Raw genomic sequence first — 17,337 nt, 5'->3', positions numbered from 1 at the left:
CGGTATTGGTCTCGGGTGTGCGGGTCATTCTATAAAGGCCTCTGATAATAAAACGAGAGGTTTCATGAAACCGCGCCTGCATTGTGCCCGTCTTGCCCTGTTCCTGTGTGGCTGCGCGGCGTTTCTCAACCTCTACGCCACCCAGAGCATTTTGCAGACGCTTGCCGCCAACTTTGAAGTGAGCGCCAAGGCCGCCGGTTGGAGCATTACCGTCACTACGTTGGCGGTGGCGCTGACGGCGCCGTTTGTCAGCCGCCTGACCGGGCGGTTTGAGCAACGCACCGTGATCTCGGTGGCCGCGCTGTTGCTGGCGCTGCCGGCGCTGATGACCGCCTATGCCAGCAGCTTTGCCGAGTTGCTGGTGTGGCGCTTTATCGAAGGGATGCTGATTCCGGTAGTGTTTGCCACCAGCGTGGCCTACATCGGCGATCGCTGGCGCGGCGGCACCGTGACCGAAGTCACCAGCCTCTACGTGGCAGGCACCGTGCTCGGCGGTTTTGCCGGGCGCTTCGTCAGCGGGGTGATGACCGAGTATGTCGGCTGGCGTGAAGCCTTTGAACTGTTGGCGGTGTTGAGCCTGATGGTGGGCGGGTTTATCCAGTTTCTGCTGCCGGACAATCCTCCCCGTGTTGCCCAACCTGCAACTACCTGGAGCGATGTGCTCAGCACTCCGCTGTTGGCAGCCTACGCTGTAGGATTTTGCGTGCTGTTCTCCCAAGTGGCGACCTTTACCTACGCCGGACTTTACCTCAGCCAAGCCCCCTTCGACCTCGGCCCGGCGGCGCTGGGCACCCTCTACCTGGTGTTCCTGCTGGCACTGGTGGTGATCCCCATCGCCGGGCGCCTGAGCAAATCCCGCCCGCAATCCGAGCTGCTGACCGCCGCTGCGGCACTCGGCGTCTGCGGCTCGGCGCTGACCTTATTGCCGTCCCTGTGGTGCATCGTACTGGGCCTGGCCCTCAGCTCCACCGGCGTATTCCTCGCCCAGGCCGCCGCCAGCGCCTTCACTACCGCCACCGCCCGCCACAACAAGGCCGGCGCCGTGGGCCTCTACCTGACCTGCTATTACCTGGGCGGCAGCTTCGGCGCCATCGCCCCCGCGCTGATCTGGGGACGCTGGGGCTGGACGGGATGCGTAGCGCTGATCATCGGTTTCCAGCTGTTGTCACTGCTGATTGCCCTGACGGGCTGGAAGCCCCTCCAACCTGAACTGAGCAAGACCTCATGAACGACGCCGTTGCCTTGCCCGTGCCCGAGACTTCCGCCCGTCGCCGCTCGTTGATCGCAGGGTGCAGCGCCCACGCCATTCATGATGGCCTGACCGATGTGATCTACGTGCTGCTGCCGATCTGGCAAGCGCAGTTCGGCATGACCTACGCCCAGATCGGCCTGCTGCGTGGGGCGTACTCCGGGATGATGGCAGTGTTCCAACTAATGGCCAGCCGCGCTGCCAAACGTTGGGGGCGCACGCCGATGCTGGTGGGTGGCACGGCGCTTGCCGGTTTTGCCTATCTGTTGGTGGGGCAGGCGACCGGGTTGGGCATGTTGTTGCTGGCGCTGCTATTGGGTGGGCTAGGGGCGAGTACTCAACACCCGCTGGCTTCCTCGATGATCACCGACAGCTATGAGAGAGGAGGCGGGGTCAAGGAGGCGCTGTCTCAATACAACTTCTCCGGGGACATCGGCAAAACCCTGGTTCCGGGGTTGGTGGGGTTGCTGCTGACGGTCATCAACTGGCGCGCCAGCGTTACGTTTTTGGGCCTGCTGGGGCTGGCGGCAGCGGGGTTGCTGTGGTGGCTGATACCCACGCAGGCAGCTTCATCCACTTCCGGAAAAGCCGCCAAGACCTTGATCGGAAGTGGCTCGGTCAGCGGCCTGCGTGCGCTGATCGTTACGGGCACACTCGACAGTGCCGTGCGCATGGGCTTTCTCACGTTTTTGCCCTTTCTTCTGCAAGCTAAAGGCGCTGGTACTGCGGGCATTGGCCTGGCGCTGACCATGCTGTTTATCGGCGGCGCCTTCGGCAAATTGCTTTGCGGCTACCTCGGCGCACGTATCGGCATGATGAAAACCGTATGGCTGACGGAGACCAGCACAGCGCTGTTGATCGTCGCGGCGGTGTACCTGCCGTTGAGCGGGTTGATGGTGATGTTGCCGGTGTTGGGGCTGGCGCTGAATGGCACGTCGTCGGTGCTTTACGGCGCGGTCCCGGACCTGGCCCGCGCGGGGAAACGAGAACAGGCATTTGCGGTGTTCTACACCGGCACCATCGGCGGCGGCGCACTGGCGCCGGTACTGTTTGGTGGCTTGGGGGACTCGATGGGCGTGCCGGTGGCGGTGATGGTGCTGGCGGGGATGTTGTTGCTGACGTTGCCGTTGGCGTGGGTGGTGCAGCGGGGAGTGGTGCTCGAGAAATAGCCGTCTGTTCTGATGGTGAATTCAGTCCCTTGTGGGAGCTGTCGAGCCTTGGCGAGGCTGCGATGGGATCGCTGCGGTGTACCTGGCAGACCGCGCCGCCTGCATCGCGGGCAAGCCCGGCTCCCACAGGGAGTGCATTCCAAATTTGGGAGCGACACCGCTCTAATGTGGGAGTTGTCGAGCTTTGGCGAGGCTGCGATGGCCTTGCCTGAGTGCCACTAAAAATCACTGCCCATCCAGAGGAATTAGTGCTTGCCGCAGAAGGGTGTTGATCACCGTTTGATTTCCGGTCCCAGAGCTTTCAGCGCGTTTGCGGATAGCTTCAATCACTGCTTCATCCAGCATGATCGTTATCTGCTCCTTGCCCACTTTGCTGGCGATGGCACCACGTTTGCCGGTGCTGAAATCGTATGCGTCTTTCATGGTTCAAACTTGGAAATATGGAAGGTTTCTGCTTTTTTGCGAGTCTCGGTCACGTAGCTGACCGCTCTGAGAAATTCCCCATTGTCGCCGTCAGCCAAAACCTGAGAAACGTACTCGTTGATGGCTTCGTCAGTGTCCAGCAGTGTCGTCATATCAAATGCCGTAAGTGTTTGGTTCATGATCAATTCTTCGTGGCTGGTTTCTCACCCGTTGGTGCGATGAGGTTCCGGAGAATGATCTGAGTGAGGTGGCTAGTTCAAATGCTAGCGGCTGCTTTCTTGTTGCCAGAGATTGCCGGCTTATTTGGGCGAGCAAGCAGTGATGAATCTTGCGGCTTTGCCTACACAACCATCAGAATCGTCCCGGTTGTACGCCTTGGGCGACCTCTTTAAGGTTCGTCAGCCGCTGCCCATCAGCGGTCGGGTTTAGTAGCCCTGTGAAGTTTTGGCGTACGGCTGTTCTGTCGGTCAGGCATTTTATTGCCTGTGCCTAATGGTAGCTGTGCGCAGGGCGTCTTCGGGCGCGCCGGTTCTGAAACTTCCCGGTCTACTAACCTGCGTACAGCTGCCACCCTAATTTCCGTAAGACTGGGTGGTGGTCCTTCTTGAGGATCAACAGATGTGTACTGAGTCGTATAATTCACCCGTAAGAATATTCAGCGTACGTCCCGAAATCGGTACCGATGCATTGCTCGCCAACGCCTACGAAACCATTGCTGGCGCTGGCGCAATGACCAACGAATTTGCCGATAACCTGCCAGACGAGCATCGCTGTCTGGCCTTGGCGATTCAGCAAATGATTGAGTTGGGGCTTTTGCTGGTAGAAGCCGTGCAGGACCGCGTGGATTGCGTTTCTTGAATTTGTAACAGGCTTTCCCTTCCAGGCCGCACATACCAAGGGAAGGGCAGCCGATTTTGATGTGTTGGGAGTCCGCACCGATGACCTGGAACAGCGAAACCAAAATAGCCCCGTTCATCCGAGAGGCAACGCTTGAAGACGTGAGTGCAATGGTTGAACTCGACGCTTTCGCGAAATCGAATGTCAGCCGTGGCGAGCTTATTCGCGAGGCCGTTGAGAGGCGTCAATGCCTGGTTGCAGTAGAGTCAGGCAGCGTCGTCGGTTATCTCGTACTTACCCACGATTTCTTCGGGAATGGCTTTGTTTCACTGGTGGTTATCTCTCCTGCACATCAGCGCAAAGGTATCGCGCTTCTGCTGCTTGTTGCCACCGAATCCGCGTGTAAAACGGACAAGCTCTTCACCTCAACGAACCGCTCAAACGTCGCTTCACAGCAACTCATGTCCAAGGCTGGATTCTTGCGCAGTGGCGTTATTGAGAATCTGGATGAGGATGATCCGGAGCTTGTCTATTTCAAGGTTATTCGGTGATCGGCAGCCCTCTCAAATTTCGAGCATAAAAAAACCGGCCACCAAGGACCGGTTTTTTTTTACACATCCCCCGTCAAAACCATCCTGACGCTGGACCAAAATCTGAGTGGAGCGGGTAGAGGGAATCGAACCCTCATCTAAAGCTTGGGAAGCTTTCGTTCTACCACTAAACTATACCCGCTCAGAGCGGCTGACTTTGTACCAGATGTGCTCGCGGATTTGAAGTTTTTCTTCGAAAATTCTGTGTTTTACGTGCCGACGGTCGGTCGTGGGCAGGCGGATCCCCTGGAAAATCCAGCCCACCCACAACCCCACCGCTCATACGGCAAACGCATGCTGTGGCTGTGGCGCGTGATACCGCAACCGGCTCGGTTGCTGCTCCGGCCTCAGAAAACCCATCAACGCCTCTCGGCTATCCCGGCACGCGGCCTTGTGCTCCATATCCAGAAAGTGCCCGGTCGCTTGAATCGTGCCGAAGCTGCTTTTCGCAATATGTTGCCCAAACAGCTTGGCATCCTGGGCACTGGTGTACTCGTCCCATTCACCGTTCAAAAACAATACCGGTATATCAATCTGCTTCGCCGCCTTGAGGTAGCACAGCCGGTCGCTGTTGAGCACGTGGCTGATGTGAAAGTGCATCTGCCCATACTCATGCTCGGCCAGGCTGCTCACGTGTTTGTAGTTGAAGCGTTTGAACAGCGACGGCAGGTGTTTGCCGATGGTGCTGTTGACCAGGTTGCCCACGCGGTCGCGGTCGAGGCTGCCGAGGTAGTCGACGCCGCGCTCCAGGTAGTCGCGCATCGGTGCGTTGATCACCGGGGAAAACGAGCTGATCACGGCCTTTTCCACACGGCGCGGGCGGTGGGCGAGGGCGACGAGGGTCGCGGCGCCGCCCCAGGAAAAGGACAGCACGTGTTCGGCGGCGAAGTGGTCGATGAGTTCCAGAAGGATCTGGCCCTCGACTTCTTTCGTCAGCATATGCTCGTGGCGGTTGTGGATTTTTGAGCGGCCGGCGTAGGGCTGATCGTACAAAACCACGTTGAACGTCGGATGCAGGCTTTTCACGGTCTGGGCGAAAGACGCAGTGGTGGCCATTGAGCCGTTGACCAGGATGATGGTCTTGGCAGCTGCGTCCGCGCGATAGAACTCCGTGTAAACCCGATACTGACCCTGTATATCCAGCACAGCGATTTCTGGCCTCATGTCGTAAGACTCCTGGCAAGCGGGTAATGCGCGCAGATCACTCTGCACGAGCTTTGTGACAGGTAGGCATACGCCTGGAAGTGAGGGCCCATGTCGATCCGGTGCTGGCTGGCCGACGGGTGTTGTTATGGCGGGCATTTTGCCGTGAGATGCCCGCAGATCAAGCGTGCGGACGGGCAAAGTGTTTCTTGTAGGTAGGGGTGACTCGCCAGTCAGTTTGCGGCTGGCTCGGTTGATTCAAGCATCAGGGATGCCAGTTCGCCAGTCGATGGCGTGGTTTTTTGCCATCATCGGCTGAACGGTCATCAGACCTGTTGGATTTCAGCGTCCGTAAGCGCCCGGTACTGGCCTGGGGCAAGGGCTGAGTCCAATTCCAAAGGCCCCATGCGCTCGCGGTGCAGGCGGGTCACTTTGTTGTCGAAGTGCCCGAACATGCGCTTCACCTGGTGATAACGCCCTTCAATGATGCTCAGGCGCGCCGTTCTGGGGCCCAGTACCTCAAGTTCTGCTGGTTGCGTGGTGAGGTCTTCAAACGCGAAGTACAGGCCGGCGGCAAAGGTGGCTGCGTATTCCGGGCCAATGTTTTGCTCGGTCTCGACGTAGTAGACCTTCGGCAATTTGGTTTGCGGCTGGGTCAGGCGGCGCGACCACTGGCCGTCGTTGGTGATCAGCAGCAGGCCGGTGGTGTTGAAATCCAGGCGGCCGGCGATGTGCAGCTCGTGCTTGTCCGGTTCGTCCAGCAGGTCAAGCACGGTGGGGTGTTGCGGGTCGGCGGTGGCGCTCACGCAACCCTGGGGTTTGTGCAGCATGAAGTAGCGCGCGGGTTTGCCCGCTTGCAGCACTTCGCCATCCAGCAGCACACGGCTGAACTCGCTCACCGGGTGATGCGGGTCGCTGACTGTCTGGCCGTCGACGGTGATCCGCCGCTCCACCAGCAACAGGCGTACTTGCTTGCGGTTGAAACGGGGCAGGTTGCTGAGGAAACGGTCGACACGCATTACGTGGGCTCGGCGCCGCGCAGTTGCTCGTCCACCTGGGCACAGCGCGGGCACAGGCAGGCTTTATTGCGCAGTTCCGGCGGCAAGGCTTCAAGCACCGCAGGGTCGATGCTGACGCTGTAGCACCAGCAGGCTTGGTCGGCAGTGCGTGGGTCGGCCAGGGCGCAATCGTTGCGGGCGCCGCAGGCGGGGCAGAGGGTTGGCGTGGTCATCGGTCGGTTCAGGCTGTATCGGACAAGGTCCCGGTGAAACCCGGTGTGCCTTGCACGATACAGCCCCGAGGCGTTATTGCAAATCACGCTCCAGCACGACCACCCGTTGCCCGGCGCCAATGCCGCTGCCCGGTTGCACAGGGATTTCCCTGACAGTGCCGGCAAACGGTGCGAGCACCGGGATTTCCATTTTCATCGACTCCAGGATCACCAGCACATCACCCGCCGCCACGTGTTCGCCAGCGCTCACCTGTACTTGCCAGAGATTGCCGGCGATGTGGCTGTCGATGCTGTATTCGTTGGCCTGCAACGGCGTGTCTTCGCCCAAGGGTGCTGCGAGTTCTTCGCTGTCGAAATGCGCCTGGCCGCTGGCGATCCAGCGTTCGCGTTCGGCGTTGAACGCGCGCTGCTGTTGCCCGCGAAACTCGCCAATGCTCTCGGCTTCCTGCGCGAGAAAGGCCTGGTAATCCGTCAGGTTCAACTGGCTGTGTTCGATGCTCAGTTCAAACCGCCCAAGGGGGAAATCCCGGCGGATCTGCACCAACTCATCCGCACTCACTGGGTAAAAGCGGATCTGGTCGAAGAAGCGCAGCAACCACGGTTTGCCATCGAACGCCGCGACTTCGCGGTAGCGGTTCCACATCTGCAAGGTGCGCCCGACGAACTGATAGCCGCCGGGGCCTTCCATGCCGTACACGCACAGGTAGGCGCCGCCGATGCCCACGGAGTTTTCGGCGGTCCAGGTGCGTGCCGGGTTGTACTTGGTGGTGACCAGGCGGTGGCGCGGGTCCAGCGGCGTGGCCACGGGCGCGCCGAGGTAGACGTCGCCCAGGCCCATCACCAGGTAGCTCGCGTCAAACACGGTGTGGCGCACTTCGTCGAGGTTGGCCAGGTCGTTGATGCGGCGGATGAACTCCAGGTTGCTTGGGCACCACGGGGCGTCCTTGCGCACGGTGGTCATGTATTTTTCGATGGCCAATTGGCAGGCGGGGTCGTCCCAGGAGAGTGGCAGGTGGACGATGCGCGACGGCACTTGCAGGTTTTGGCTGGCACAGACGGCGTGCCATTCGGTGGTGATCAACGCCAGGAGGTCGGCGAGGGGCAGTTGTTCGGGCTGGTAGTGGATTTGCAGGGAACGGATGCCGGGTGTCAGGTCGATGACGCCGTGCAGGGCTCGGGTTTCGAAGGCTTGCATCAGGGCGTGGGCGCGAAAGCGCAGGACCAGGTCGAGCTCCGGGGCGCCGATTTCCAGGAGCAGGTGGGTGTCGCCGGCGAGGCGGGCGACCAGGCGGGTGTCGGCTTGGCCGATGTCCAGAACAACAGGCGACTCAATCAAATGTGGGAGCGGGCTTGCTCGCGAAAGCATCGCCTCGGTTTGCCTGTCGGACCGAGTTGCCTGCATCGCGAGCAAGCCCGGCTCCCACACTTGATCCCATTTCAGGGCCAGGTTTCGGGCAGTCCTGATGTCGACCGGAGTGAAGCGGATTTTGTCACCCGCCTTGAGCTGGCCCAACTGCCACAAGTCCGCCTCGATCACCGTCACCGGGCACACAAACCCACCCAGGCTCGGGCCGTCGGGGCCGAGGATCACCGGCATATCCCCGGTAAAATCCACCGCGCCAATCGCATACGGATTGTCGTGAATGTTGGACGGATGCAGTCCCGCTTCACCCCCATCCGTACGCGCCCACAATGGCTTTGGCCCGATCAACCTCACGCCGGTGCGGCTGGAGTTGAAATGCACTTCCCACTGAGTGGCGAAGAACGTCTCGATGTACTCAGGCTTGAAGTATTCCGGCGCGCCGTGAGGGCCGTAGATCACCCGCAGTGTTCGCACCTCGGCAAGCGGTTCAGGCGCTAACGTGTTGCCGCAACTGACATCTTCCAACGGCAACAAATGCAACACGTCACCCGCCCGTAACGCCCGCCCGCCATGCCCGCCAAACTGTCCAAGGGTGAAGGTACTTTTGCTGCCCAGATAATCCGGAACCTGCAGCCCGCCGCGCAGGCAAAGGTAGCTGCGCGCGCCGGCGCCGGCGATGGTGCCCAGGCTCAAGGTCGCACCCGCCGGCACCAGCAGCGCAGTGTTCATCGGCACCGCTTCATCATTCAACCGCAGCGCAATGTCCGCCCCGGTCACCGCCACCACTGCCGCGCAATTGAAGCGCAGCATTGGCCCGCTCATGGTGATTTCCAGCGCGGCAGTACCTTCGGCATTGCCCAGCAAGCGGTTACCCAGACGCAGTGCGCGACTGTCCATCGGCCCTGACGGCGGCACGCCCACGGCCCAGTAACCGAGGCGCCCCGGATAGTCCTGGACACTGGTTAGTGTCCCGGCGCTGAGTACCTCAAACGTGTCTGCGCGGTAGACCAAATCCTCAAGGCAGCGCGTCCACGGCCGGCCACTGGCGAACGGCGCGGCGAGCAGGATCTGGCGCAAGTAATCGCGATTGGTTTCCACGCCGTACAGCTGGCTGCTGGTCAGGGCTTGATGCAGATCCAGGCGCGCCTGTTCGCGGGTCGGCGCCCAGGTGATGAGCTTGGCGATCATCGGGTCGAAGTAGGGCGGGATCTCGCAACCGGCCTCCACCCAGGTGTCGACACGCAGGCCTTCAGCGACCGGAAAATCCACGCAGGTCAGAAGCCCCGGGCTCGGCTGAAAATCCCGTCCCGGATCTTCGGCGTACAGGCGCGCCTGAATCGCGTGGCCGTGAGGCTTCAATTCCAGATCCCGCAGCGGCGGCATTTCGCCGGCGGCCAGTTGCACCATCCAGCGCACCAAGTCCACGCCCCACACTTGCTCGGTGACGCCGTGTTCCACCTGCAATCGGGTGTTCACTTCCAGAAAATAGAAGCGGCCGTCGGCGCTATCAAAGATAAATTCCACGGTGCCGGCGCTGCGATAATTCACGGCCTTGGTCAGGGTGATTGCGGCGTGGCACAGCTCATCCGCCATCCCGTCGGGCAAGTTCGGCGCAGGGGTTTCCTCGAGCACTTTCTGGTTGCGCCGCTGCACCGAACAATCGCGCACACCGAGAGCAATCACCTCGCCACACCCATCACCAAACACCTGTACTTCCAAGTGCCGGGCGTGCTGGATGTATTTTTCGATAAATACACCGGCGTCGCTGAAGTTGTTCTGGCCCAGGCGTTTGACCGCTTCGAAACAGTCGCGCAATTCATCGGCGTTGTTGCATACGCGCATGCCGATCCCGCCACCGCCCGCCGTGCTTTTAAGCATGATCGGATAGCCCACGGTTTCCCCGGCCAGTAACGCAGCGTCGAGGCTATTGAGCAGTTCGGTGCCTTCCAGCAGCGGGATGTTGTGCTGCCTGGCCAACGCGCGCGCGGTGTGCTTGAGGCCGAACACTCGCAGCTGCTCTGGCGTCGGGCCGACGAAGGCGATGCCCGCTGTTTCGCAGGCTTCGGCGAAGGCGGCGTTTTCCGAAAGAAAGCCATAACCGGGATGGATCGCGGTGGCGCCACAAGCCTTGGCCGTGGCGAGGATTTTCTCGACCGACAAATAGGTGCCGGCCGCCGCGCCTTCGCCCAGGCTGTAGGCCTCGTCGGCTTGCTGGATGTGCAGGCTGGCGGCATCGGCTTCGGAATACACCGCCACGCCCTTGACCGAAAGCTCACGCAAGGTGCGCAGGATGCGGCAGGCGATGGCGCCACGGTTGGCGATCAACAGTTTTTCGAACATGGCAAAACCCCGCAGGCCGATGCATGTCCGGCCTTGTCCTGGGATGCGGGCCGTCCCGCAAATGTGGATGGCGCTACGGTCGTCCGGAGCGCATGCAGTCAGTGTGGGAGGTCGAGTGTGGGAGCGGGCTTGCTCGCGAATGCGGTGGTTCAGTCAATACATCAGTCGCCTGATACGCCGCTTTCGCGAGCAAGCCCGCTCCCACACAAGCCCGCTCCCACATTTGATCCTTAGCGCTTTTTGAGGCACTGCCCGGCTCGCGCCTGGCACAGGGCGAACAACCACTGACGCAACCGCTTCATTTTCAGTTCCATACCAGTAACTCCGCCGGGGTGGGGTTGTAGCCGTTGCACGGGTTGTTCAGTTGCGGGCAGTTGGAGATCAGTACGATCACGTCCATCTCGGCCCGCAGGTCGACGTATTTGCCGGGGGCGGAAATACCGTCTTCAAACGTCAGCCCGCCATCGGCGGTCACCGGCACATTCATGAAGAAATTGATGTTCGGCCCAATGTCGCTTTTACCCAGCCGACCATCGTGGGCGCAGGCCCTCAGGTAGTTGTCGCGGCAGCTGTGCATGTAGCGTTTTTCCAGGGCGTAGCGCACGGTGTTGCTCTCTTGGGCGCAGGCGCCGCCGAGGGTGTCGTGGCGCCCGCAGGTGTCGTCGACGATGGTCAGCATCGGCTGGCCGAGGTTGGAATACAGCACGCTGCCGGTGCTCAGGTACACGCTGTTTTGCCGGCGCAAGGTGCGCTGCACGTCGTAGCGTTCCTTGGGGTTTTTCAGGCTGTAGAACAACGTGTCGACCGCCTGGTTGCCTTCAAGGTCAAGGATGCGCAGGGTCTGGCCGGCCTTGACTTCCATCAGCCAGGGTTCGCCGGCAGGGATGGTCGCGCGGTACACGGCCGCGTCCGGTTGGTTGGCGAGTGCGATAGACATGGCAGGTCCTCAGGCGAACAGACGGTCAGTATTGATAAAGCCGCGCTCGTTTTCCGGGCGCGAGGTGCGGCAGTGTTCGGCGACGCTGGGGTCGGCGTTCATCCAGCTGAGTTTCAGCGGCTGCGGCGCGTATTCGGGATTGGGGTCCATGGGGTGTTGCAGGGCGGTGAGCACCACCAGCGTGTCCATCGGTGCGTAGAGTTCGATGTAGTCGCCGGCCTTGGAATGGCCTTCGGCGAAGTGCAGCGTGCCGACATCATCCACGGTGATTTTGCTGAACAGGTTGAGGGTCATCAGCAGGTCGGACAGCCCCAGGCCCCACTTGCCTAACTCCACCAGCAGGTTGTCGGTGCCGTTGCGGTAGAAGCCGTTGCGCAGCTCTTGATAGCGGCCCTGGCCATATTTTTCCGCGACTTCGGAGGCGCATAACACGCCACCGATGCTGTCACTCCAGCCGCAGGTGTCGGCGGTGATTGCGGCCAGTACGCGGCCCATGTCCGAGTACAGGCAATGGCCGCTGGTGAGCTTGGCGGTGTGTTGGCATTTGAGGCTGTCGGGCAGGTTCAGGCGCTCGGTTTTTTCATTGGCGTTGAGCAGGGTCAGGCTGACGTTGGCCCCGCCGCGAATGTCGGTGAGGCGCAGCAGCTGGCCGCGCTTGAGCACAAAGGAGCGGTGGCCGCCGCCGGGGAGCATTTCCTCGGCGAAGGGTGGGAACAATTGAGTCGAGTCGGTCATTTGGAAGTGGCTCCAAGTTCGGCGGCGATCGCCTTGCGGCGCTCGCTGTTCAAAGGGATGTCGTAGGTGATGCGGGCGCCGTAAGCGCCGGGGGCGTGCGGGTCGAGGCGCACCTTGTCGAACACCAGCAAGCGGGTGCCGAGGCTGAAGCCTTCGCTCAGGTCGTGGGTGACCATGAACACCGTCAGCCTGGTTTCGCGCCACAGCTCCAGCAACAGCAAGTGCATGTCTTTGCGAATGCCCGGGTCGAGGGCGCCGAAGGGTTCGTCCAGCAGCAGCACGCGGGGCTTCATGATCAGCGCCTGGGCGATGGCCAGCCGCTGTTGCATGCCGCCGGAAAGCTGTGCCGGGTACTTGTCCAGGGCATGGCCCAAACCGACTTTGTGCAGCAGGGCCGCCGCCTGTTCCCGAGCGTGTTTTTTCGCAGTGCCAAACAGGCGCCCGAGCAACGGCGAGCGCGGCAGTTCAAGGCCCAGCGCAACGTTGTTCAGCACCGTCAGATGCGGGAACACCGAGTAGCGCTGGAACACCACGCCACGGCTGGCGTCGGGTTCGGCGGCCAGAGGTTTACCGTCCAGCAGGATCTCGCCATGGCTGGCGGTTTCCTGCCCCAGCAACAGGCGCAGGAAGGTCGATTTGCCGCAACCCGAGGTGCCGACCAACGTGCAGAATTCGCCTTCGGCCACGTGCAGGTTCAGGCGCTCCAACACCACCTGGTCGCCATAGCGCTGCCACACATTGTTGACGCTGATAAAACTCATGCCCGCGCTCCTTCGTACCAGGGGAACGCACGCCGGGTCAGGGCCTTGAGGCCCCAGTCCATCAGCCAGGCGAGCAGGGTGATCCACACCACGTAGGGCAGGATCACGTCCATCGCCAGGTAGCGGCGCACCAGGAAGATCCGGTAGCCCAAACCGTCGGTGGAGGCGATGGCTTCGGCCGCGATCAGGAACAGCCACGCCGAGCCCAGCATCAAGCGCAGGGAGATCAGCAAGCGCGGCAGCAACTGCGGCAGCACCACCCGCAGCATCAGGGTCCAGGTCGAGGCGCCGAGGGTCTGCGCTTTCACCAGTAACTCGACGGGAATTTCCCGCGCCCGCTGTTCCAGGTCCCGCGCCAGGGCCGGGGTGATGCCGATCACGATCAGCATCACTTTCGACAATTCCCCCAGCCCGAACACGATGAACAGGATCGGCAGGATCGCCAGCGGCGGCACCATCGACAGCACCGTCAGTAACGGCGACAACGGTGCGCCAAACAACGGCAAGGTCCCGGCAGCGATGCCCAGGCACAGGCCGGCGAGGGCGCTGATACCGAGGCCGATCGCCAGGCGACGCAGGCTTGAGGCGCTGTCTTGCCACAGCACATATTCACCGGTGCGCGCGTCGGCACTGAAGGCCAGGCGTTTCACCGCGTCGCCCATTTGTGCGGCGCTGGGCAGCAGCTTGTCGTTGGGGTTGTCTGCCAGGCGCTCGGCCGAGCCCACGAAGTAGGCGAACAGCAACAAAGCGAAGGGCAGCAGCACCAACAGCAGGCGACTGGAGCGTTCCGGGTGACGGTTGATCAGGCGCATGGCCGGGTCCTCTTACAGCGTGCCGTCGGCGGCCATCTGTACGTAGCTGGGGTCGAAATGCAGCTTGAGGTTGGCGGTGTCGCCGCAGGTCACGCCGTTGGCGAAGCTCATGCCCACGGCGTTGGTGTCTTTGGCACCTTCACCGAGCAGGCCGTGTTTAAACGAGAACTCGGCGACCTTGCCCATGGTGGCGGGCAACTGCGCACTGGTAGCGAAGGCCAGGGCTTCCTTGGGCGTAGCGAACAGCTTGGTGGTGTCCAGTTGCGACTGGAAGCCCTTGAGGTCGGTGCCGGAAGCCTTGGCCATGTGTTCCAGGGCGTCGGTGCTGGCGGCATTTTTTGCGTTCATCAGCGCGACCACTTCAAACCAGGCGCCGGTGAGTGCTTTGCCCAGCTTGGGGTTGTCTTTGAGGGTTTGGGTGTTGACCACCATCATGTCCATGATTTCGCCGGGCACTTTGCTGGAGTCGAACACTTCAGTGACGCCGGGCTTGGCTTTTATCTCCGAGAGCATCGGGTTCCAGGTGGTGACGGCCTTGACCTGGTCGGTGTTGAAGGCGGCGGCGATGTCGGCGTCGGATGTGTTGACCACTTTCAGGTCTTTTTCGGTGAGGCCGGCTGACTCCAGGGCGCGGGCCAGCAGGTAGTGGGACACGGAGAGTTCCACCAGGTTGACGTTCATGCCCTTGAGGTCGGCAACGGTCTTGCCTTCGCCCTTGATGACCACGCCATCGTTGCCGTTGGAGAAGTCGCTGACCACCAGCGCGGTGCTGTCCACGCCACCGGCGGCGGGGATGGTCAGGGCGTCCATGTTGGTCATGGTGCAGCCGTCGAACTGGCCGGCGGTGTACTGGTTGATGGACTCGACGTAGTCGTTGAGCTGCACCATGTCGATCTTGATGCCGTACTTCTTGGCCCACTTGTCGAGGATGCCTTGGCTGCCGGCGTACTCCCACGGCATCCAGCCGGCATAAATCGTCCAGCACACGCTGAAATGGTCTTTGGGGGCGGCTTGGGCGGAAAAGCTCACCACGGCGGCGAAGGCGGCGGCGAGCAGGGCGGGTAAACGTATCGAGGGCATGGATGCTTCTCCAGTTGATCAAGGGCGAGCAGGAGCAACGCGGCACCGTAAACGGTGGCTTGTCTCCCGGGCTTTTATCCCGCCGTGTAACCTCAACTGGAGGTCGCCAACTCTCGGACCAGCCACTCGCCTTAGCGAGCCGGAACCCTAGTCAGCCATTGCAAATTGTGGTGCCGCGAACCTGTGATGACTCTTGCACGGGAGAGGTAAAGCGAGAGTCGTGCCAAGTGGCATGGGCGTAGTAGCGGCGCGGGTTGGCGAGAGGAGGAGGGCGCAGGGCGCGCTGAAGGTGCGTTGTGCTGGTGCAAGGTTGCACTGCAATGAGGCGGTGAGCAGATGTATCAATCTATGTCTGAATCGCACCAGATTCCGATTTTGATGTCAGATATTTCGTCAGGCAGTGAAAGCTGTTTGCCGCCCCCCAGCGTCGCTGGGTGTGCTCTTCCGCGGTCCAGGAGGCCGCCATGTATCGTCGACTGCTTCTTATCGCTTTGTTCGGCTTGACCCTTTCTGCGTGCGCGCCTTATTACGGTGGCGGCCAGGCGTACTACGGTTCCGAGGTCTACACGGCGCCTGCGCCGTCGTATTACTACGGCGGCGGACCCTACTACCATTACCGTCAGGGTTACTACCCGCCACCGCAACGCTATTACCCGTCGCCGCGTTATTACCAGCCGGCGCCTCGCTATTACCCCGCGGGGCCGCGAGCCGGTTACCGGCCTTACCCAAACCAGGGTTGGGGCAACGGCCACTGGGGTAATGGTGGCGGACGTGGCCAGGGTGGCGGTCACGGTGGAGGCCGTGGCGGGCATCGCTGATCGTATTAATTGGAAAAACGGCGCTCAGGCGCCGTTTTTGCTGACCGCTGGTCGGTACTGTCATATTTGACAGCTATTCTATGGGCTGAGACTGTAGTTAATTGGGAGCGGACGCTATCTGGCGTGTCGTTTCCTGCATCGACTGACGGAGCCCATACCATGCGAGTCGGCCCGCTTTACTTGTTCTGTTTTGTTCTTTCAGGCTTCAGCACGTTGGCGGCGGCGCAAGGCTGTCCTTACCCGAGTGCCGTACGGTACGTTGATGGCCATTTTCAGGGAACTGACAAAGAGTCTCCATGGATAAGCCAGGCAATGAACGGCCAGGACCTTTTGGAAACCTTTGTGGGCGCGATTTTTATTCCGAGGGAGTCGGATGAGCGCAAGCATGGCTACCTGGAAAAGTGCGTGTACAAAACGGTGAGGGGCAATACGGTCGCCTTGAGGTACGGCCCGGCCAAGGGCGGGGGGACGATGTCACTGGCAGAAACCACGCACTGGCATCCGGGCACCGATGTTTTCGGGCAACCCACCTTCCAGTGCGACGACCGTCAGCCCGATAACTGCGCCTTCACTTTCGAGGCAGCAAAGCGCTGACGGCGCTCACTCAATAGTCAGACAAGTCCGCCAGCGGATGCCGCCCTTCCCACACCTTGTGGAAGTGCGCCTGCACCACGGCCTCGGGGATCAAGTTGATGTCCGGCCAATGCCAGTGGGGCCGTTGGTCCTTGTCGATCAACCGCGCCCGCACGCCTTCGCTGAATTCCGGGTGACGGCAGCAGTTCAGGCTCAAGGTGTATTCCATCTGGAACACCTGAGCCAGGGACAGGTGCCGCGCACGATGGATCTGCTCCCACACCAGTTGCGCGGTCAGCGGGCAGCCTTCGCTCAGGGTCTTGCCAGCGCGGCTGAACAGCGGGTCGGCGTGGTCGCGCAACTGGCTCAAGGCACGCCACGCGCAGCGCACATCGCCGACGTCCAGCCACTCGTCGATCTGCGCCCGGCGCGGCAGCCATTGGGCGTCAGGCAACTGACCGGTGGCTTCCTGGGCCAGGGCCTTGAGCAGGCTATTGAGCTGCATGTCGGTCTGTTCCTGCCAGTTCAGTTGCAGCAGGCCTTCGAGCAGCTCGTCTTGTTGCTCATCCAGCAGAAAACGGTCAGCCAGGCCCAGGTCCAGGGCGTCGCGGCCATTCATGTGGGCGCCGGTCAGGCCGAGGAACAAACCCAACTTGCCGGGCAGGCGGGACAGGAACCAACTGGCGCCCACGTCCGGGTACAGGCCGATGCTGATTTCCGGCATGGCCAGGCGGCTGCTCGGGGTGACGATGCGCACCGCGGCACTTTGCAGCAAGCCCATGCCGCCGCCCAGCACATAGCCGTGACCCCAGCAGATCAGCGGTTTCGGGTAGGTGTGCAGGCGGTAGTCGAGACGGTATTCAGCGGCGAAAAATTGCGCGGCCAGCGCCGGTACTTCCCCGGGATGTTCACGGCAGGCCTGGGCCAGGCTGCGTACTTCGCCGCCGGCGCAAAACGCCTTGGGGCCATTGCCGCGCAGCAGCACGCAGACGATTTGCGGGTCTTTGGCCCAGGCATCCAGGCGCTCGCTCAGGGCCAGGATCATCGGCAACGACAGGGCGTTGAGGGTTTTTTCCGCGTCCAGGCTGGCGATGCCAATGCGGGCGCCGTCGGTGCCAATCAGCTCTTCGAAGTGCAGGTTCATCATGACCTCAATCGAGAAAGTGAAGGTTCAGTATGATCGCTTCACGGGAAAGTGCCGGTTCTGCGTCAGATCAATTGACAAGCAGGGTGGGCTTTCCTAGGGTTCGCACCATTGTTTTTTCTGGATGCAACC

The 17,337-nt window shown here is 61.4% G+C and carries 16 protein-coding genes, 1 tRNA gene, 2 pseudogenes and 1 riboswitch; of the genes and pseudogenes, 6 read left to right on the top strand and 13 right to left on the bottom strand.

Annotation, left to right across the window (positions count from 1 at the left end; translation table 11 throughout):
• Nucleotides 1-64: 64 nt before the first annotated feature.
• Together SNL23_RS00245 and SNL23_RS00240 are read left to right on the top strand one after the other, a co-directional pair.
• Nucleotides 65-1,228, top strand: coding sequence for an MFS transporter (locus SNL23_RS00245; RefSeq protein WP_318301284.1), 1,164 nt, complete (start codon nt 65-67; stop codon nt 1,226-1,228).
• Complete coding sequence (locus SNL23_RS00240; protein ID WP_318301283.1) at nt 1,225-2,418, top strand: MFS transporter; 1,194 nt, start codon at nt 1,225-1,227, stop codon at nt 2,416-2,418. The genes SNL23_RS00245 and SNL23_RS00240 overlap by 4 nt, the downstream gene beginning before the upstream one ends.
• Nucleotides 2,419-2,652: 234 nt before the next feature.
• Here the strand turns inward: SNL23_RS00240 and SNL23_RS00235 are convergent.
• Nucleotides 2,653-2,841, bottom strand: a pseudogene (locus SNL23_RS00235) (BrnA antitoxin family protein); the annotation flags it as partial.
• 38 nt (nt 2,842-2,879) lie between these two features.
• A pseudogene (locus SNL23_RS00230) lies at nt 2,880-3,020 on the bottom strand (addiction module antidote protein); the annotation flags it as partial.
• Nucleotides 3,021-3,459: 439 nt separating this feature from the next.
• Between SNL23_RS00230 and SNL23_RS00225 the strand changes: the two are divergent.
• Nucleotides 3,460-3,699, top strand: coding sequence for a DUF6124 family protein (locus SNL23_RS00225; protein WP_167662767.1), 240 nt, complete (start codon nt 3,460-3,462; stop codon nt 3,697-3,699).
• 80 nt (nt 3,700-3,779) lie between these two features.
• On the top strand, nt 3,780-4,229 hold the full coding sequence (locus SNL23_RS00220; protein ID WP_318301282.1) for a GNAT family N-acetyltransferase: 450 nt from the start codon (nt 3,780-3,782) through the stop codon (nt 4,227-4,229).
• A 107-nt stretch (nt 4,230-4,336) separates the two neighbouring features.
• Here the strand turns inward: SNL23_RS00220 and SNL23_RS00215 are convergent.
• From SNL23_RS00215 to SNL23_RS00170, 10 genes are all read right to left on the bottom strand, one after another.
• Nucleotides 4,337-4,410: transfer RNA gene (locus SNL23_RS00215), tRNA-Gly, on the bottom strand.
• A gap of 137 nt (nt 4,411-4,547) precedes the next feature.
• Nucleotides 4,548-5,432: an alpha/beta fold hydrolase gene (locus SNL23_RS00210; RefSeq protein WP_318301281.1), complete on the bottom strand. Its 885-nt coding sequence runs from the start codon at nt 5,430-5,432 to the stop codon at nt 4,548-4,550.
• Nucleotides 5,433-5,737: 305 nt separating this feature from the next.
• Nucleotides 5,738-6,430 carry a pseudouridine synthase gene (locus SNL23_RS00205; RefSeq protein ID WP_318301280.1) on the bottom strand — a complete coding sequence of 231 codons (693 nt, stop codon included), beginning with the start codon at nt 6,428-6,430 and terminating at the stop codon, nt 5,738-5,740.
• Nucleotides 6,430-6,642, bottom strand: coding sequence for a cysteine-rich CWC family protein (locus tag SNL23_RS00200; RefSeq protein ID WP_076015955.1), 213 nt, complete (start codon nt 6,640-6,642; stop codon nt 6,430-6,432). Before SNL23_RS00200 ends, SNL23_RS00205 begins: the two co-directional genes overlap by 1 nt.
• A 73-nt stretch (nt 6,643-6,715) precedes the next feature.
• Complete coding sequence (uca, locus tag SNL23_RS00195) at nt 6,716-10,345, bottom strand: urea carboxylase (RefSeq protein WP_318301279.1); 3,630 nt, start codon at nt 10,343-10,345, stop codon at nt 6,716-6,718.
• Between the two features lie 304 nt (nt 10,346-10,649).
• Nucleotides 10,650-11,282, bottom strand: a complete 633-nt coding sequence (locus SNL23_RS00190) for an urea amidolyase associated protein UAAP2 (protein ID WP_318301278.1) — start codon at nt 11,280-11,282, stop codon at nt 10,650-10,652.
• 9 nt (nt 11,283-11,291) lie between these two features.
• Nucleotides 11,292-12,017, bottom strand: coding sequence for an urea amidolyase associated protein UAAP1 (locus tag SNL23_RS00185; RefSeq protein ID WP_318301277.1), 726 nt, complete (start codon nt 12,015-12,017; stop codon nt 11,292-11,294).
• Nucleotides 12,014-12,778, bottom strand: coding sequence for an ABC transporter ATP-binding protein (locus SNL23_RS00180; RefSeq protein WP_076015951.1), 765 nt, complete (start codon nt 12,776-12,778; stop codon nt 12,014-12,016). The genes SNL23_RS00185 and SNL23_RS00180 overlap by 4 nt, the downstream gene beginning before the upstream one ends.
• Complete coding sequence (locus SNL23_RS00175; protein ID WP_017479272.1) at nt 12,775-13,590, bottom strand: ABC transporter permease; 816 nt, start codon at nt 13,588-13,590, stop codon at nt 12,775-12,777. Before SNL23_RS00175 ends, SNL23_RS00180 begins: the two co-directional genes overlap by 4 nt.
• Nucleotides 13,591-13,602: 12 nt before the next feature.
• A complete protein-coding gene (locus tag SNL23_RS00170) occupies nt 13,603-14,670 on the bottom strand; it encodes a putative urea ABC transporter substrate-binding protein (RefSeq protein WP_318301276.1) in 1,068 nt (355 codons plus the stop codon).
• A 61-nt stretch (nt 14,671-14,731) separates the two neighbouring features.
• Nucleotides 14,732-14,832, bottom strand: a riboswitch (guanidine-I (ykkC/yxkD leader).
• Between the two features lie 302 nt (nt 14,833-15,134).
• Here SNL23_RS00170 and SNL23_RS00165 point away from each other — a divergent pair.
• Both SNL23_RS00165 and SNL23_RS00160 read left to right on the top strand, forming a co-directional pair.
• A complete protein-coding gene (locus tag SNL23_RS00165) occupies nt 15,135-15,488 on the top strand; it encodes a hypothetical protein (RefSeq protein ID WP_167662763.1) in 354 nt (117 codons plus the stop codon).
• A gap of 159 nt (nt 15,489-15,647) precedes the next feature.
• Nucleotides 15,648-16,082: a DUF3757 domain-containing protein gene (locus tag SNL23_RS00160; protein WP_076015948.1), complete on the top strand. Its 435-nt coding sequence runs from the start codon at nt 15,648-15,650 to the stop codon at nt 16,080-16,082.
• Nucleotides 16,083-16,092: 10 nt separating this feature from the next.
• Here SNL23_RS00160 and SNL23_RS00155 read toward each other — a convergent pair whose 3' ends face one another.
• A complete protein-coding gene (locus SNL23_RS00155; RefSeq protein ID WP_318301275.1) occupies nt 16,093-17,205 on the bottom strand; it encodes an enoyl-CoA hydratase/isomerase family protein in 1,113 nt (370 codons plus the stop codon).
• Nucleotides 17,206-17,337: the final 132 nt, after the last annotated feature.

It is taken from the genome of Pseudomonas sp. SED1 (genome assembly GCF_034044025.1).
Lineage (GTDB): Bacteria > Pseudomonadota > Gammaproteobacteria > Pseudomonadales > Pseudomonadaceae > Aquipseudomonas.
Note: the sequence above shows the minus strand (reverse complement) of the source record. Positions and strands in the feature narration are given on the sequence as shown.

Coding starts and splice junctions, on each gene's coding strand:
- SNL23_RS00175 (WP_017479272.1), bottom strand. CDS start 13,590: ATGCGCCTGATCAACCGTCACCCGGAACGCTCCAGTCGCCTGCTGTTG.
- SNL23_RS00190 (WP_318301278.1), bottom strand. CDS start 11,282: ATGTCTATCGCACTCGCCAACCAACCGGACGCGGCCGTGTACCGCGCG.
- SNL23_RS00245 (WP_318301284.1), top strand. CDS start 65: ATGAAACCGCGCCTGCATTGTGCCCGTCTTGCCCTGTTCCTGTGTGGC.
- uca (WP_318301279.1), bottom strand. CDS start 10,345: ATGTTCGAAAAACTGTTGATCGCCAACCGTGGCGCCATCGCCTGCCGC.
- SNL23_RS00200 (WP_076015955.1), bottom strand. CDS start 6,642: ATGACCACGCCAACCCTCTGCCCCGCCTGCGGCGCCCGCAACGATTGC.
- SNL23_RS00210 (WP_318301281.1), bottom strand. CDS start 5,432: ATGAGGCCAGAAATCGCTGTGCTGGATATACAGGGTCAGTATCGGGTT.
- SNL23_RS00240 (WP_318301283.1), top strand. CDS start 1,225: ATGAACGACGCCGTTGCCTTGCCCGTGCCCGAGACTTCCGCCCGTCGC.
- SNL23_RS00155 (WP_318301275.1), bottom strand. CDS start 17,205: ATGAACCTGCACTTCGAAGAGCTGATTGGCACCGACGGCGCCCGCATT.
- SNL23_RS00180 (WP_076015951.1), bottom strand. CDS start 12,778: ATGAGTTTTATCAGCGTCAACAATGTGTGGCAGCGCTATGGCGACCAG.
- SNL23_RS00170 (WP_318301276.1), bottom strand. CDS start 14,670: ATGCCCTCGATACGTTTACCCGCCCTGCTCGCCGCCGCCTTCGCCGCC.
- SNL23_RS00160 (WP_076015948.1), top strand. CDS start 15,648: ATGCGAGTCGGCCCGCTTTACTTGTTCTGTTTTGTTCTTTCAGGCTTC.
- SNL23_RS00225 (WP_167662767.1), top strand. CDS start 3,460: ATGTGTACTGAGTCGTATAATTCACCCGTAAGAATATTCAGCGTACGT.
- SNL23_RS00205 (WP_318301280.1), bottom strand. CDS start 6,430: ATGCGTGTCGACCGTTTCCTCAGCAACCTGCCCCGTTTCAACCGCAAG.
- SNL23_RS00220 (WP_318301282.1), top strand. CDS start 3,780: ATGACCTGGAACAGCGAAACCAAAATAGCCCCGTTCATCCGAGAGGCA.
- SNL23_RS00165 (WP_167662763.1), top strand. CDS start 15,135: ATGTATCGTCGACTGCTTCTTATCGCTTTGTTCGGCTTGACCCTTTCT.
- SNL23_RS00185 (WP_318301277.1), bottom strand. CDS start 12,017: ATGACCGACTCGACTCAATTGTTCCCACCCTTCGCCGAGGAAATGCTC.